At 60.4% G+C, this 14,334-nt stretch carries 14 protein-coding genes; 1 reads left to right on the top strand and 13 read right to left on the bottom strand.

Annotation, left to right across the window (positions count from 1 at the left end; translation table 11 throughout):
- Nucleotides 1-3: 3 nt before the first annotated feature.
- From ACIPIN_RS06260 to ACIPIN_RS06250, 3 genes are all read right to left on the bottom strand, one after another.
- On the bottom strand, nt 4-198 hold the full coding sequence (locus tag ACIPIN_RS06260) for a DUF1059 domain-containing protein (RefSeq protein WP_401116753.1): 195 nt from the start codon (nt 196-198) through the stop codon (nt 4-6).
- Nucleotides 199-343: 145 nt separating this feature from the next.
- A complete protein-coding gene (locus ACIPIN_RS06255; RefSeq protein ID WP_401116703.1) occupies nt 344-1,195 on the bottom strand; it encodes a CAP domain-containing protein in 852 nt (283 codons plus the stop codon).
- Nucleotides 1,196-1,524: 329 nt separating this feature from the next.
- The gene (locus tag ACIPIN_RS06250; protein WP_401116701.1) at nt 1,525-2,982 is read right to left on the bottom strand and encodes an MFS transporter; all 1,458 of its coding nucleotides are present in this window, start codon (nt 2,980-2,982) and stop codon (nt 1,525-1,527) included.
- A gap of 141 nt (nt 2,983-3,123) precedes the next feature.
- Here ACIPIN_RS06250 and ACIPIN_RS06245 point away from each other — a divergent pair, with 141 nt between their 5' ends.
- Nucleotides 3,124-4,080 carry a LysR family transcriptional regulator gene (locus tag ACIPIN_RS06245; RefSeq protein ID WP_401116700.1) on the top strand — a complete coding sequence of 319 codons (957 nt, stop codon included), beginning with the start codon at nt 3,124-3,126 and terminating at the stop codon, nt 4,078-4,080.
- A 53-nt stretch (nt 4,081-4,133) separates the two neighbouring features.
- Here the strand turns inward: ACIPIN_RS06245 and ACIPIN_RS06240 are convergent, their stop codons facing one another.
- From ACIPIN_RS06240 to hutH, 10 genes are all read right to left on the bottom strand, one after another.
- Nucleotides 4,134-4,799 carry a pyridoxamine 5'-phosphate oxidase family protein gene (locus tag ACIPIN_RS06240; RefSeq protein WP_401116698.1) on the bottom strand — a complete coding sequence of 222 codons (666 nt, stop codon included), beginning with the start codon at nt 4,797-4,799 and terminating at the stop codon, nt 4,134-4,136.
- A gap of 166 nt (nt 4,800-4,965) precedes the next feature.
- Entirely contained in the window at nt 4,966-5,703 is a 738-nt protein-coding gene (gene hutC, locus ACIPIN_RS06235; RefSeq protein ID WP_401116696.1) for a histidine utilization repressor, read from the bottom strand.
- Nucleotides 5,703-6,839: a histidinol-phosphate transaminase gene (gene hisC, locus ACIPIN_RS06230; RefSeq protein WP_401116694.1), complete on the bottom strand. Its 1,137-nt coding sequence runs from the start codon at nt 6,837-6,839 to the stop codon at nt 5,703-5,705. Before hisC ends, hutC begins: the two co-directional genes overlap by 1 nt.
- Nucleotides 6,836-7,636 carry an amino acid ABC transporter ATP-binding protein gene (locus tag ACIPIN_RS06225; RefSeq protein ID WP_401116751.1) on the bottom strand — a complete coding sequence of 267 codons (801 nt, stop codon included), beginning with the start codon at nt 7,634-7,636 and terminating at the stop codon, nt 6,836-6,838. Before ACIPIN_RS06225 ends, hisC begins: the two co-directional genes overlap by 4 nt.
- A 140-nt stretch (nt 7,637-7,776) precedes the next feature.
- Entirely contained in the window at nt 7,777-8,448 is a 672-nt protein-coding gene (locus ACIPIN_RS06220) for an amino acid ABC transporter permease (protein ID WP_401116692.1), read from the bottom strand.
- Entirely contained in the window at nt 8,445-9,104 is a 660-nt protein-coding gene (locus tag ACIPIN_RS06215) for an amino acid ABC transporter permease (RefSeq protein WP_401116690.1), read from the bottom strand. The genes ACIPIN_RS06220 and ACIPIN_RS06215 overlap by 4 nt, the downstream gene beginning before the upstream one ends.
- Nucleotides 9,105-9,179: 75 nt before the next feature.
- Nucleotides 9,180-10,016 (bottom strand): transporter substrate-binding domain-containing protein, encoded by an 837-nt coding sequence (locus ACIPIN_RS06210; protein ID WP_401116688.1) that lies wholly within the window; start codon nt 10,014-10,016, stop codon nt 9,180-9,182.
- Between the two features lie 128 nt (nt 10,017-10,144).
- The gene (locus ACIPIN_RS06205) at nt 10,145-11,521 is read right to left on the bottom strand and encodes an FAD-binding oxidoreductase (RefSeq protein WP_401116686.1); all 1,377 of its coding nucleotides are present in this window, start codon (nt 11,519-11,521) and stop codon (nt 10,145-10,147) included.
- Nucleotides 11,522-11,525: 4 nt separating this feature from the next.
- Nucleotides 11,526-12,722 (bottom strand): alpha-hydroxy acid oxidase, encoded by a 1,197-nt coding sequence (locus ACIPIN_RS06200; RefSeq protein ID WP_401116684.1) that lies wholly within the window; start codon nt 12,720-12,722, stop codon nt 11,526-11,528.
- Between the two features lie 80 nt (nt 12,723-12,802).
- The gene (gene hutH, locus ACIPIN_RS06195; protein ID WP_401116682.1) at nt 12,803-14,332 is read right to left on the bottom strand and encodes a histidine ammonia-lyase; all 1,530 of its coding nucleotides are present in this window, start codon (nt 14,330-14,332) and stop codon (nt 12,803-12,805) included.
- Nucleotides 14,333-14,334 lie beyond the last annotated feature (2 nt).

Here is a 14,334-nt window from a genome sequence, read left to right as displayed (position 1 = left end):
GCTTCAAGCGGGCGGCGTGCCATCGTGAAACATGGTCTTCAGTTGTGCGCGTAGTTCTGGCGAATCGACGTGCTTGTGAACCGTGACTGCATGCTGCGCGGCGGCTTCCAGCAATTCCTTTTCAGAGTCGGCGGACAGCGCGACAGAACACTTGGTTGCGCTCGGAAATTCGCGGCAATCGATATATTTACGCGACATGATGTTCTCCTTCATACGAAGGCAGGCCTGCACCTGCGTGAACGGACCGCTCGATACGTCACGAAGTCCATCGAACACGGTTGCGCGTCGCATCGAGTGTGGTAATCCATAAAGTATAGGTCGATCGCAGGATCGCTAAAGGCACTTACGGCGTACCGAACATCGCCGTCCAGTAAATCCCCGCGTCACTCTTCGGATCTACCGCATAAGCCGCGCCCAGTTCGCGGAACTGCGGGTTCATCAGGTTGGCGCAGTGACCGGGGCTGGCGAGCCAGCCATCGACCACCTTGCGCACGGTGTCTTGCCCGGCGGCGATGTTCTCGCCGATCTGCTGGCCGGCGTAGCCCGCCAGTTCAGCCCGATCACCCGGCGTACGGCCATCGCGGTCCTTGTGGTCGAAGAAGTTGTTATTGGCCATGGCCCGGGTATGCGTCTGGGCCGCCGTCGCCAGTGTGGCGTTCCAGGCCAGCGGTGCCGTGGCTACAAAGGATTGAGCGCCGCACTGGCGCGTTTGCTTGCGGGCGGTGTTGATCATGTCGAGCAGCTTCTGTCCTTCCGCCTGCCAGTCGCCCAGGCGCCCTGTCAACAGCGGACGCGCCAGCACAATACGCCATGCATTTCCCTCGTGGCTGACGCCGATATCGACGAACTGCGGGTCCAGCACCACCTGGCAGAAGCTTTCGCTTACGGCCTTCATGGCCGATTGCACATCACGCGGCCCGGACAACGTGATCGCCTGTACGGTGACCATCGGATAAGCCGTACGCGCCAGCGCCTGCTGCAGATCGCCGACATTGTTGCCGGACAGGATCAGGCGCGGATCGGCCGCCAGCGGTGGCAGCTCCTGAGACACTTGGCCGGCGCAGCGCTGTACCTGGCTGCGGTAAGTGTTGATCGACTCGACCAGTTGCGTCTCTTCGGTCGCCACGGCAGTGGCGGCGAACACCAGACCCAGCGACAACGTAGCAAGATGCATAACGGATGACAGGACGCGCATGGAACTCTCCTTGAGCTGACTGTGCCCATGATGCGCGATTTGGCCCCACCCAGCGCAACGCCTTTTCACGCTGAAGCTGATTTTGTTTTCTGCATCATGACCATAGGTATCTACACAAGGTTGAAACAGGGTGAAGCACTACGTCCGTAGCAGCTGCCGAGCCTGCGAGGCTGCGTTCGAGGACGAAGTCCTCGCAAATCCTGTGCATACCATCTGGCTGGAAGAACGCGATGCCCGACTTTACGACTGCTACGCAGCCGAACGCAGCCTCGCGGGCTCGGCAGCTGCTACGGGGGTTGGAGCGCAAAGATGTGCAGTTTTTTATCACGTCACGAGACGTCTGCGGGGAGCGAAGGGCGGGTTGCCAGAGCTCGGGATCCCAGTGCGATGACGAGCGCAGCGGCGATCAGCGCCAGTGCGACGGCGAACGTGATCCGCATACCGCTGGCAACGGCCTCGGGACGCGCCGTGGTGATGTCGATCGTCGCCGATGCACGCACGAACACGGCGCCCAACGCGGATGCACCGGTGATGAGTCCCAGATTGCGCGACAGGCTGAGCATGCCGGAAATGACGCCTCGCTGATCCGAGTGGACATCCATCATGACCGCCGTGTTGTTAGCTGCCTGGAACAGCTGATAACCGGGGGTCAAGACGACGATGGCAGCAATGTAGCCCGCAATGCCGAACATCGCCGGAAGCACGAATAGAGCCAATGAACCCGCCGCCATTACGATGAGCCCAACGATGACCACGAATGGCGCGCTCAAACGGTCGACCATACGACCCGCTGGGACACCGCTCAGTGCGGAGATAATTGGGCCAATCGACATGACGACTCCAACAAGAGCCAAGTTGAGCCCGAGTGCGCGAGAGAGGTAGAACGGCCCGACCACCAGCGTCGCCATCATCACCGTCGAGACGAGCACGTTCATGGCGAGGCTCCCACTCAGCACGGGATCGCGGAACATCGCCAATCGAATCAACGGTGATGCGGCTCTCGCCTCGGCGAACACGAAGAGGCCAGCTCCGAAGACAGCCGCCAGCAGCAGAGCCATGTTGAGCGCACTGAAACTGCCGCGCCCCATCGTCATGGCGAGTGCATAGGCCGCGAGCGTCAGAGCCAGCAACAGCGTACCCACAGGGTCAAAACCGGCACTACCACTCTTCGGCCCCCGGCGATCAACGGGCAGACAGCGATACGCGAGAATAAAAGTCAGGATACCCAGCGGTACGTTGATGAGGAAGATGGCCGGCCAACCGAGGCCGGCGATCAGCACGCCGCCAAGCGATGGACCGAGAGCGGTGCCCATTGCGGACATCGTTCCGAGCAAGCCCATGGCGCTGCCGGTCTTTGCTTTCGAAACCGTCTCGCCGACAAACGCCATGGTCAGGGCCATCATGACGGCAGCGCCGAGACCTTGCAGGGCCCGGGCGGCAATCAGCAGCCAGAGCGTGGGCGCGAAGCCGCACAGGGCCGAGGCCAGCGTGAACAGGAAGATTCCTCCCAGTAGCAGCCGCCGACGACCGGTGATGTCACCGAGCCGTCCGACGCTGACGATCAGCGTGGTGATGGCCAGGAGATAAGCGACAACAATCCATTGGACTTCCTGGAAGGAGGCGTTGAAAACCTGTGCCAGTGTTGGCAAACCAACATTGGCGATGCTGGTGCCGAACGAGGACAGCAACATGGATAACGAAAGGCTGGAGAGCGCCCACCCAACCGAGGGGGCCCGTTGTGCACCTCCTGCGACTGCCTCATCTCGTCCTGCATTGATTGGCTTCATCATGTTCCCTTTGTCTGGCAACTCCCGAAACGGAGCTGTCAGAAATCTACGCCCGCGCATAACATGGCGGAAGGCGCACCCTTTGCACTTTATTCGTGCGTTTAACGCCTTATCACCATCACGCCATTTCAGGGGCGATGCATGTCGACACCCGATCTCAACTTGCTGGTCACCCTTGATGTGCTGCTCGCAGAAGGCAGCGTTGCGCGCGCAGCGAAGCGCTTACGGCTTAGCCCGTCGGCGATGAGTCGGGCGCTGGCGCGATTGCGTGAAACGACCGGCGATCCGCTGCTGGTCAGGGCCGGACGCGGTCTCGTTCCTACCCCCCGAGCACTCGAATTGCGCGAGCAGGTCAGTCAGCTCGTGCAGGACGCAGAGGCGGTTCTACGCCCTGCGCAGAGGCTCGACCTCAAACAGCTGGTCCGCACGTTCACGCTACGCACCAGTGAAGGTTTTGTAGAGAGTTTCGGCGCGGACCTCATTGCGCGCATCGGCGAGCAAGCGCCTGGCGTGCGGCTGCGTTTCGTGCAGAAGCCCGATAAGGACAGCACGCCACTTCGCGACGGTAGCGTCGATCTGGAAACGGGTGTGGTGGGGAAGACCGAAGGCCCTGAAGTGCGTACGCAGGCACTGTTCCGGGATCGCTTCATTGGCGTCGTGCGAAGGGGGCATCCACTGAGCCAGGGCGAGATCACTCCCGCCCGTTATGCGGCTGGCAGGCACATTTATGTTTCCCGTCGGGGACTCGACAAGGGACCTATCGATGAAGCCTTGAAGTCGTTCGAGCTTACGCGGGAAGTGGTGACCATCGTCGCAGGCTTTTCGACCGCGCTGGCACTCGCCCGGACCACCGACCTGATCGCCAGTGTCCCGGAACGGCACACCGCTAACCTGCGCGTCGGCATGCACAGTTTTACGCTTCCACTCGCCATACCGACGTTCACCGTCTCAATGCTCTGGCATCCACGGCTGGATGCCGACCTGGCGCATCGCTGGTTGCGTGGGTGCCTTCGGGAAGTGTGCGCGCAGCAGTGCAGCGATTCGTTTACAGACTCAGGCGCGCCGGGCTTTGTTATTTCCGGGGACCGGGCAGGCTGAGGTGTCAGCTCTTGCGGGATGCTTGTGTGCAACGTGGGGAGTGGTCTCTGTGTTTAGCCCACCAACGTAATCCAATCGGCGCCATCGCGTTTCAGGATTGCAGCTTGCAGGCCGACCGGAGGTGGGGCCACGCCGAGTTTTAGACACCACAATTCAACCTGCTCGACCAGCAATTCGATTACCACCACGTCCGGGTCAAATGGTCCGCCAGGGAACCACAAGTCTGAATTCTTCCGCCACAACGTGCTCTTGAGTGCCGGATCGTGATCCAGCACTTTTGCTTGTCCAAGCAGTGTCACGTACGCGTGATCTTCATCACATTGGTAAGACAGAGTCATTCGCCCAGTGTGTTGCATTTCCTGGACCTTGCGGCACTGCCGCCCCGTCAGGAAACGCACCGACCACTGTTCGCTCAATGAATAGGGTTCAACGATACGAGCATTCGCATGGCCCGCTTCGGTAACGGTAATTGCCATGCAATACGGCACTTTGGCAACGATGCTGCGGGCTATGTGAAGAAGTGATTCAGTCTTGTCGGTCTGCATAAGCTCTCTTCCATAGGGCGGCAGGCATGGATTGTTCAATAAGGCGATGTAACGTTGTAAGGCGTTGAGCGGATAAATGTTGATTGCTGGTTTTAAGCTGATTATCGACGCTGGCAAACGGCTAAGGCAGCCGTTCAGGTTCTGGGAAATAAATGTGTTCTGATTTTCAATCAAACGCTAGCGGGAACGGCTTTACCAATTATTGTGAATACCCCCCTATAAGGGGCATCCGGGGGGGGGCGTAGCGACGTGATCGCGCCAAGGCGCAATCTATCCTGGCTACTGACCGAGCCGACTGAGCGTATCGCGCATGGGCGCAAGCGGCACACTGTCCTCGGTCTCAGCTGTCTCTGTGCGCTCCATTCACCGGTAGGCGGCTGCCCAGGCGATAGCGGGACGAGGGATGGATCAGGCGCACATAGGTGACGATCTTGCTCTGACTCCAGGTCCGGCGCATGAGGACCAGGCAGGGCTCGTTGGCATCGATTTGCATGTGTTTGCTTTCATCGATGCTGGGGTGGCTGGCTTCGACGATATGTTCCATTTCATCGGGCCTGATGACCTGCAACAGGTATCTCGCCGGTTGCAGGTGCTCGCCAAAGTCTTGCAGCAAAAATTCCGGTACCAACTCGGGATTGACGTAACGATCCTCGAGCTGCACCGGCACACCTTCTTCGCAATGCACGCAGATCAGATGAAAAACCGAGGAGCCGGTGGCCAGCGCGAGGGCAGCGGCCACCGGCATCGAGGCCGCCTCGCGTCCCAGGTGCAGGACGCGGCACGTGTAGCTATGGCCCCGGGCGATGATCTCGTCGGCAATGTTGGTGATTCGCAGCAGGTTCGATTGCGGTTTGCTTTCGGCCACGAAGGTGCCGACACCCGAGACCCGCACCAGATGACCTTCTTCGGTCAGTTCGCGCAATGCCCGGTTGACGGTCATGCGCGATATGCCCAGCTCCTGCACCAACCGGTTTTCTGAAGGAATCAGGTCGCCGGGGTTCCATTCGCCTGCGCGAATCTTGTCTTGCACAAAGTCCTTCGCGCGCCGATAGAGAGCTTGCGGTGCATTTTTTATCATCAGTCGGTCCGCGTCTCTTGTACGGCAAGTATTCTTGCCAAGGCTGTAAGAAAAAGGTCGTTATCCTCACAGCTTCCGATGGATACCCGCAAGTGTCGAGCGTATCCGGCTTCGCGCCAGGGCTTGATGATCACCCCCTCACGTAGCAACGCCTGATTGACCTCTTCGGCAGGCCAGGCTGTGGTGAAGTAGAGGAAGTTGGCCATGGACGGCGCGGTTGACAGGCCCAGCTCCTGTAAGGCCGCCACCAGCCGCCGACGCTCGCGGGCGATGTGCGCGAGGGTCGTTTGCAGATGTTCATCGTCGGCCAGTGCCGCAACCGCAGCGGCTTGCGCTACGCGGTTAACGTTGAAGGGCGTGCGCAGACGGTTGATCAGATCCGCCAGCAGAGGATCGCTGACAATGCCGTAGCCGACTCGCAAACCTGCCAGGGAATAGGCTTTGGAGAAGGTGCGCAACAGAATGAACGGTTTGCCGCTGGCCTGAATCAAACCCAGGCAATCCGGGTAGTCGGCCTCGAATCGGGCGTACTCGTAATAGGCCTCATCGAACACCAGCAAGCACTGTGGCGGGAGTGCCGCGAGCAGTTGTCGCAGTTCGTCGGCGTCCAGGGTGCAGCCGACCGGATTGGAAGGGCAGGAGAACATCAGCAGACGAGTGCGCGGGGTTAGCGCATCGATCATCGCCGGCACGTCGAAGGCCCCGTCGGCCGTCATCGGAATGCCCAGAACACGGGCTCCGGCCGCGATCGGGTAAATGAAGTGCAGACCGAAGGAGGGCACCACCGTGACGACTTCATCGTCATGGTCGAGAAAGACCCGACTGATGACGCTCAGCAAGTCTTCAGAGCCATTGCCGAACACCAACTGATTACCGGGTATCCCGAGCTTTTCAGACAGCGCGGCGCGCAGCTCCAGACAATTGGCGTCTGGATACAAGGCGATGCTCGAGCAGGCCTGGGTCATTGCTGCTGCGACGGCTGGCGCCGGCCCAAGAGGGTTTTCGTTGCTGCCGAGCTTGGCCACGCGAGTCAGCCCAAAGCGTTTGCGCACCGCTTCAGTGCCGAGGCCGGCGTTGTAGCTGGCAAGGTCGCGCACTTCGGCGCGGGCTAACAGATTCAGATCGTTGGAATTCATACTGGGCTGATCTCTTGGGTGTCTTGCCAGAAGGCATTGCGGTCCAGGTAGTTCTGCAGGAATTGCTGCAGACGCGGCTGCTCGGCGTTGTGAAAAATTTCGTGAGGCGTGCCACGGGCAACCACCTGGCCCTGATCGAGAAACACCACCGAGTCGGCAACCTGGGCGGCGAAGCCCATCTCATGGGTGACCACCACCATGGTCATGCCTTCCCTGGCCAGGGTTTTCATGACCTGCAGCACTTCGCCGACCAGTTCCGGGTCGAGGGCAGAAGTGGGCTCATCGAACAGCATGATGTGCGGCTCCATCGCCAGCGCTCGGGCAATCGCCACGCGCTGTTGCTGGCCACCGGACAGCTGCGCCGGATAGGCCGCGGCCTTGTGGGCCAAGCCGACTTTATCGAGCATCGCCATGGCCCGTTGCCGAGCGTCATCGGCAGACAGTTTTCGCACGCGCAGCAAGGCTTCACTGACATTGCCGAGGGCGGTCATGTGCGGCCACAGATTGAATTGCTGGAAGACCATGCCGACATTGCGTCGCACCTGGTTGATTTGCGACTGCGCCGCGCGCTTGCGGCCTTTGCCGTTTTCCGGCACCCAGCCAAGCAATTGGCCTTCGATATGAATCTCGCCCTCGTCGTATTCTTCAAGGAACGCCATGCTACGCAGCAAGGTGCTTTTACCCGAGCCGGAGGGGCCGATCAGGCATACCACTTCAGAATGCCGGACCTGTAAGTCGATACCCTTGAGTACGCGCAGAGTGCCGAAGCTCTTGCCGACGTTGTGCAGCTTGAGCATCGGCTCGCGATTGTCGGAGAGTGCCTTGGGAGTCATCATCGCTTCACCTGATTCTTTCAATACGGATGAGTGTGGCGCAGCTGTACGCGTCGAAAGGACGGGTTTCACGCGCAGGTCCACGGCGGCCGGGAGGAGGTTGTTCATCGCGGTTGCTTCTGCATGAAACGCCCGACGCGTACTTCCAGAAGCATGCCCAGCCGGGAACAGGCTTCCACCAGCAGCAGGTAGCCAATGCACAGCACCAGCAGGGTCTCGACAAAGGCGAAGGTTTCCGAACCGATGCCGGTGAGGACCATGGTCAGTTCGGGGATGGTGATGATCGACAGCACGGCGGTTTCCTTGCACAGGATGGTGATCAGATTGACCAGCGCTGGCAGGATGATCACCAGCATTTGCGGAATCTGGATGCGCGTGATGCATTGCAGACGGCTGATGCCCAGGCAGTCGGCGGCCTCCAGTTGTCCGCGGGCTACGGATTCAAAACCGGTACGGAAAATTTCGGCGAAATACACGCTGCCGTAAATGCCCAAACCGAGAATGCCGGCCGGAATGGGGTCCAGGCTCAGCCCGAAAGACGGGCCGCCGTAATACACCAGGAACAGCTGGACCAGAAACGGAGTACTTCGAATCATCTCGATGAACACCCGCAGCGGCACGCGAACCAGGCTGTTGCCGAACAGTTGGGCGACGGCAATCAACAGGCCCAACAGCAGACCCAGCGCCACACCCGCAGACCAGGTCCCGAGGGTGACCATGAAGCCTTCGCCGATGTCGCCGAGGTGGTTGGTGATGATTGTGGGGTCAAAGATCATGCGGTGCGCTCCTTCAGGTGACGTTCCAGCTGGCCACCCAAAAACGCCAGCGGGATGTTGATCAGGCAATAGAAGCCGGCCAGCATCAGGTAGTCCTGAACGAACAGGTAGTCACTGGCCGCAATGTTCTGCGCCGTGCGGGTCAGGTCGGCCAGGCCCACTACCGACACCAGCGAGGAGGCCTTGATCAGCAGAATCATTTCATTGACCAGTGCCGGTAGAGTCAGACGCACGGCTTGAGGGACACGGATGCGCACCAGCATTTGTCCTGAACTCAGACCCAGCAGACCGGCGGCTTCCAATTGACCGCCGGGAATGGCGAGAAAGCCACCGCGCATGATTTCAGCGATGTACGCTCCCGCCGCCAGGGACAGGCCGATCACCGCCGCCACCATGGGCGAAACGTTGGGCAGGCCGATACGCGGCAGGAAGTAATAGATGAACAGCAATTGCACCAGCAGCGGAATGCCGCGGAACACGAATATATAAGCGCCACCCAAACGTCTGAACAACGGCAGGGGTGAAAGACGCAAGCTGCCGACGATAACGCCGATGACAAAGCCGATGGCCAACGCCGAGACGGATATCTCGAGGGTCACCAGCAGGCTGTCCAACAGCAGCGGCAGGTTTTGCAACAGTAAAGGCCAATCGAACATCGTCGTGCCTCCAACATGGATAAATCGCCGGCTCGGCTGAGCCGGCGATCCGTTCACCGAACCTGCAAATCCGGTTTACCAGGTAGGGTCGAAGTCAGCTTTCGGCACGTCCATTTCGGCACCCAGCCATTTCTTCTGCAGGGCGGCGAGACGACCGTCATCGTGCATTTTCAGCATGGCGGTATCGAGGGCGGCGATCAGGCTGTTAGCGTCGTCATCCTTGCGTCCCAGGTAGGCGAAGTAGGATTTCTTGCCGAACGGAGGCATGACCACTTTGTACTTGTCCGGGTGCTGGGCGGCGACGTAGGAAATGTTCGGCAGTGAGTTGGCGACGGCAACGATGCGTTTGGTCCCCAGCTCGGCGTAGGCCTGGTTGTTGTCGATGTATTCCCGGACATCGACTTTCTTCGGCAGGGTGGAGGAGAAGGTTTTCAGCTCTTCGAGCTGCGCCGAACCCTTGCCTGCGCCCACGGCTTTGCCGGCGATGTCTTCAGGTTTACTGATCGGGCTGTCCTTGGCGCTGACCAGCAACGCTACCGTCGCCTCGGCGATCGGCATCACGAAGTGGTAGCGCTCCTTGCGCGCCTTGGTGACGATGATAGGGCCTGCGACCATGTCGAATTTCTTCGCTTCAAGCCCCGGCAATACACTTGGCCATGGCAAGTCCATGAACCTGACCTTGACCCCCAACTCTTTGCCCAGTTGCTCGAACAGCTCGGCGTTCAGGCCTTTCTGTTTACCGTTCTCGGTAAAGTCGAAAGGGGCAAATTGCAGCTCGGTGCCTACCACCAGTTCACCGGCCTTTTTCACATCCGCGAGCTGATCGGCCTGGGCCGCCATGCAGGCGCCAGCCAGGGTCAGTGCGATGAACAGGCCATTGAATTTTTTACTGAACAGAGAATCGAGTTGCATGGTGTAACTCCTTCATCAGGTGCAGCGAGGCTTATGGTGTGTGTTGGTTCTAGTTATGTGTTGCGGGTGATTCATGACCGCTACAGCAGTTAACGTGCCATAGCGGTATATACAGCTTGAATGTGAACTCAACCGAGGATTTTCCCCGGGTTGAGAATGCCCTTGGGGTCGAAGCAATCCTTCAGTTGCTGCATCGCCTGACGAGCTTCGATGCTGACCGAGTGATGGAGAAATTCGCGCTTGAGCAGGCCGATGCCATGTTCGGCCGAGACCGAGCCGCCCAGTTCGCCAACAGCGCTATAGACCAGTTCCTCGATTTCAAGGATTGGAGCGGGTTGAGGCAGCGAGGCGCAGTCGACGGTCAGGTGCAGGTTGCTGTCACCGATGTGGCCGAAATACACACTGTGGTTGCCCGGCCAGCGTTGCTCCAGGCGCTGGCGGCAGCGTTCGGCGAAGTCGCCGATCAGTCCGATGGGGAGGCTGATGTCGAAGTTCAACGGGGTCATGCGCAGGGGAAATTCGCCGGTCGCTTCACGGATCTTCCAGAGCGCGCGGGCCTGGGTCTGGGAGCTGGCCAGGACTGCATCAAGCACTTCACCGGCGCTGAAGGCCTGTTCCAGCGTCTGCTCAAGAGACTCCCGAGAGCTGGCGGACTCGAGCAATACATACAACGGATACTCCAGCGAGATCGGCGCTGCGGTGTTTTCCAGCCAACTGACGCCCAGGCGGAAGAAGTCTTGCCACATCAGCTCATACGCCTGCGGAGTACCAACACTGCGTTGTACCCGCCGCAGCAGGCTGACCGCACTGGCGTAATCGGGCAGGGCGCAGAGCAGGGTGGTGGTCGGGCCGGGTTGGGGAGCCAGTTTCAATACCGCACGGGTAATCACCCCGAGCGTGCCTTCGCTGCCGATGAAGCACTGTTTCAGGTCATAACCGCAGTTGTTCTTGATCATCTTGTTGAGCAGGTTGAGGACCCGGCCATCGGCCAGGACCACCTCCAGTCCGAGGACCAGATCACGGGTCATGCCGTAGCGGATCACCGCATTGCCGCCGGCATTGGTGGCAATGTTGCCGCCAATCTGGCACGAGCCACGGGCGCCTAGATCCAGCGGGAATACAAAACCCGCATCGAGAGCCGCTTGCTGGATTTGCGCAAGCGTGGTGCCGGCCCAGACGCTGATGGTTGCCGCCGCCGGGTCGATTTCTTCGATGCCGCGCAGGCGCTCAAGGGACAGGGCAATGTCTGTTTCACGAGGTATTGCGCCACCGGCTAGCCCGGTCATCCCGCCTTGGGGAACCACCGATTGCTGCGCGTCATTGCAGATGCGCAAGGCGCTCGCGACCTGCTCCGTGGTACGCGGCAGCAACAGCGCGGCAGGGCAGGCCGGCGCATGGCCCGTCCAGTCGCTGTAGTGCCGTTGGCTGATATCGGCACCCGTCATTACGGCGGCATCACCCAGCGCCAGGCGCAATTGTTCGAGGGTCTGTTGCAAGTCGCTCATCGGTTCAACTCACGGTGAAAGATGTGGAGGGCGTCGCGCACAGCTGGCGACGGTCGAGCTGGTTCAGGTCTGGTGTGCCGAGCAACGACAGAGCCAGGCGCAACTCTTCTGCAAGCAGGTCGAGAGCGTGGCCGGCACCTGCTTGTCCGCCGACCGCCACTCCATACAAAGTAGCGCGCCCGAGCAAAACTGCGTCGGCACCGAGGGCGCAGGCTTTGAGAATGTCAGTGCCACGGCGGATGCCGCTGTCGAGCAGCAAGGTGAGTTTGCCTTTGGCCACGGCGGCAATTGCCGGCAGGCAGTCGATGCTCGCAGGGACGCCGTCCAGTTGCCGGCCGCCGTGGTTGCTCACCACCAGCCCATCGAGACCCAGTGCAACGGCTTTCTCGGCATCTGCCGGGTGCAACACTCCTTTGAGCAACAAGCGTTGTGGCCAGCGGTCGCGCAGACGGGCGAGGGCATCCCAATCGAGCCCGGTGTCCATTTGCGAGCCGATGAAATGGGCGGCGCCTTCGATAGTGCGTTGCTCAGGTGGCAAATAACGTTCGATGTTGCCCAGGTTTGGCAGACCATGGGGCCACAACGCCTGGGCCATCCAGCGTGGATGATTGAGCACGTCGAACTTGTTGCGCAGGCTCAGTTGCCGGGGCCGGACAAAGTTGCGTTTGTCCCATTCCCGATTACCCAGCAGCACCGCGTCGCTGGTCAGCAACAAAGTTTTGCAACCTACGGCGGCAGCGCGTTGCAGCAGGTCCTCCTGGACACTGGGATCACGCAGGCAATACAGCTGGAACCAGAGATTCACCTCAGGCACCGCCGCCACCACTTGCTCCAGTGAACTGGTGGAAACGGTACTCAGGGTAAAGGGCAAGCCGCGCTCCGTTGCGGCGCGGGCCAGGTGAATATCGGCATCGCGATAGAGCATGGCGTTGTAGCCGGTGGGGCCGATGGCGATGGGTAGCGGCAGCTCTCGACCAAACAGCGAGCGTTGGAGTTGCGTCTTGCTGCAGGGCACCAGGGTCTGTGGCAGCAGGGCGATTTCAGCGAAGCCCTGACGGTTGCGGCGCAAGGTCAGTTCTTCTTCGGCACCACCCTCCAGGTATTCCCAGGCGAAGTGCGGCAAGCGTTGACGGGCCATCGCCGCCAACTCGGCAATGCTCTGCGCTCGACGATAATCGGGGCCTGAATAATAGCGACGCATGGCATTTCCCATCGACTACGAAAGAATCGGTGTTCGCCGCTGCAACGCGGCGGCGAACGGGTTCGGCTTACGTGTACAGATCAGGCGTACAGGCGCTCGGCAGGCAACCAGCGGGTGAACGCTGCGTTTTCGACCCAGGCCCGTGCAGCGGCGATGTCGGGTGCGAAATAGCGGTCTTCATCGTAATGCGCGACTTCGTGGCGAATCATCGTCAGCACTTCGCCGAGCTTTTTCGAGGTCTGCAAAGGTGCATGCAAGTCCACGCCTTGAGCGGCGCCCAGCAGTTCGATGGCGACGACGGCGCTGCTGTTACCGGCCATATCCAGCAAACGACGTGCCGCAAAAGTCGCCATCGAGACGTGGTCTTCCTGGTTGGCCGAAGTCGGCAGGCTATCCACCGACGCTGGATGCGCGAGGGTCTTGTTCTCCGAAGCGAGGGCGGCAGCGGTGACCTGAGCGATCATGAACCCGGAATTCAGACCGCCTTCACGCACCAGAAAGGCCGGCAGGCCCGACAGTGCCGGATCAACCAGTTGGGCGATCCTGCGCTCTGACAGAGCACCGATTTCTGAAATGGCCAGGGCCAGTACATCGGCGGCCATGGCGACCGGTTCGGCGTGGAAGTTGCCGCCGGAGAGCACGTCCCCGTCGGCGCAGAACACCAGCGGGTTATCCGAAACGGCGTTGGCTTCACGCAGAAACACCCCGGCGGCGAAACGCATGTGGTCCAGGCAGGCGCCCATGACCTGAGGCTGGCAGCGCAGCGAGTAAGGGTCCTGCACCCGGTCGCAGTCACGATGGGATTCGCGAATCTCGCTGGTGGCCAACAGTTCGCGGTAGAGCAACGCCACGTCGATTTGCCCCGGTTGTCCGCGAACCGCCTGGATCCGAGGGTCAAAGGGCACGTCCGAGCCTTTCAACGCTTCAACGCTCAGGCTGCCGGCGATCACCGCAGCGCTGAACAGCTTTTCGCAGGCGAACAGGCCACGCAAGGCCAGCGCTGTCGAAACCTGAGTGCCATTGATCAGCGCCAGGCCTTCCTTCGGGCCCAGCACCAGCGGTTCCAGACCGGCAATCGCCAGGCCTTCGACGGCATCCATTTCACGACCTTCATGACGCACCCGGCCGACACCGATCAGCACTGCGGACATATGCGCCAACGGTGCCAGATCGCCCGAAGCACCGACCGATCCTTGCGACGGTACGCAGGGATAAACCCTGGCGGCATAAAGCTTGCTCAGGGCCTGAATGACTTCCCAGCGAATCCCGGAAAAACCACGGGCAAGGGAGCCGACCTTGAGTGCCATGATCAGGCCGACACTGGCGTCATCCAGTAACGGGCCGGTGCCAGTGCAGTGCGACAGGAGCAGGTTACGTTGCAGCTTGGCCAGTGATTCGGTGGGAATGGAGGTTCGTGCCAGCAGGCCGAAACCGGTGTTGATGCCGTATACCGTGCGCTGGTTGGCGATAATGTCGTCTACCGTACGTGTACTGGCATTGACCACGTCGCGTGCAGCCGGGTCCAGTTCGAAAGGGCTTTGCAACTGGTAAATGGCGCGCAATTGATCGAGGGTGAGTTGACCGGGTTTGAGCTGCAACGGTGCGTACATTG

This window comes from Pseudomonas sp. NPDC087697, assembly GCF_044743155.1.
Lineage (GTDB): Bacteria > Pseudomonadota > Gammaproteobacteria > Pseudomonadales > Pseudomonadaceae > Aquipseudomonas.
This window is presented reverse-complemented; position numbering and strand designations above follow the sequence as displayed.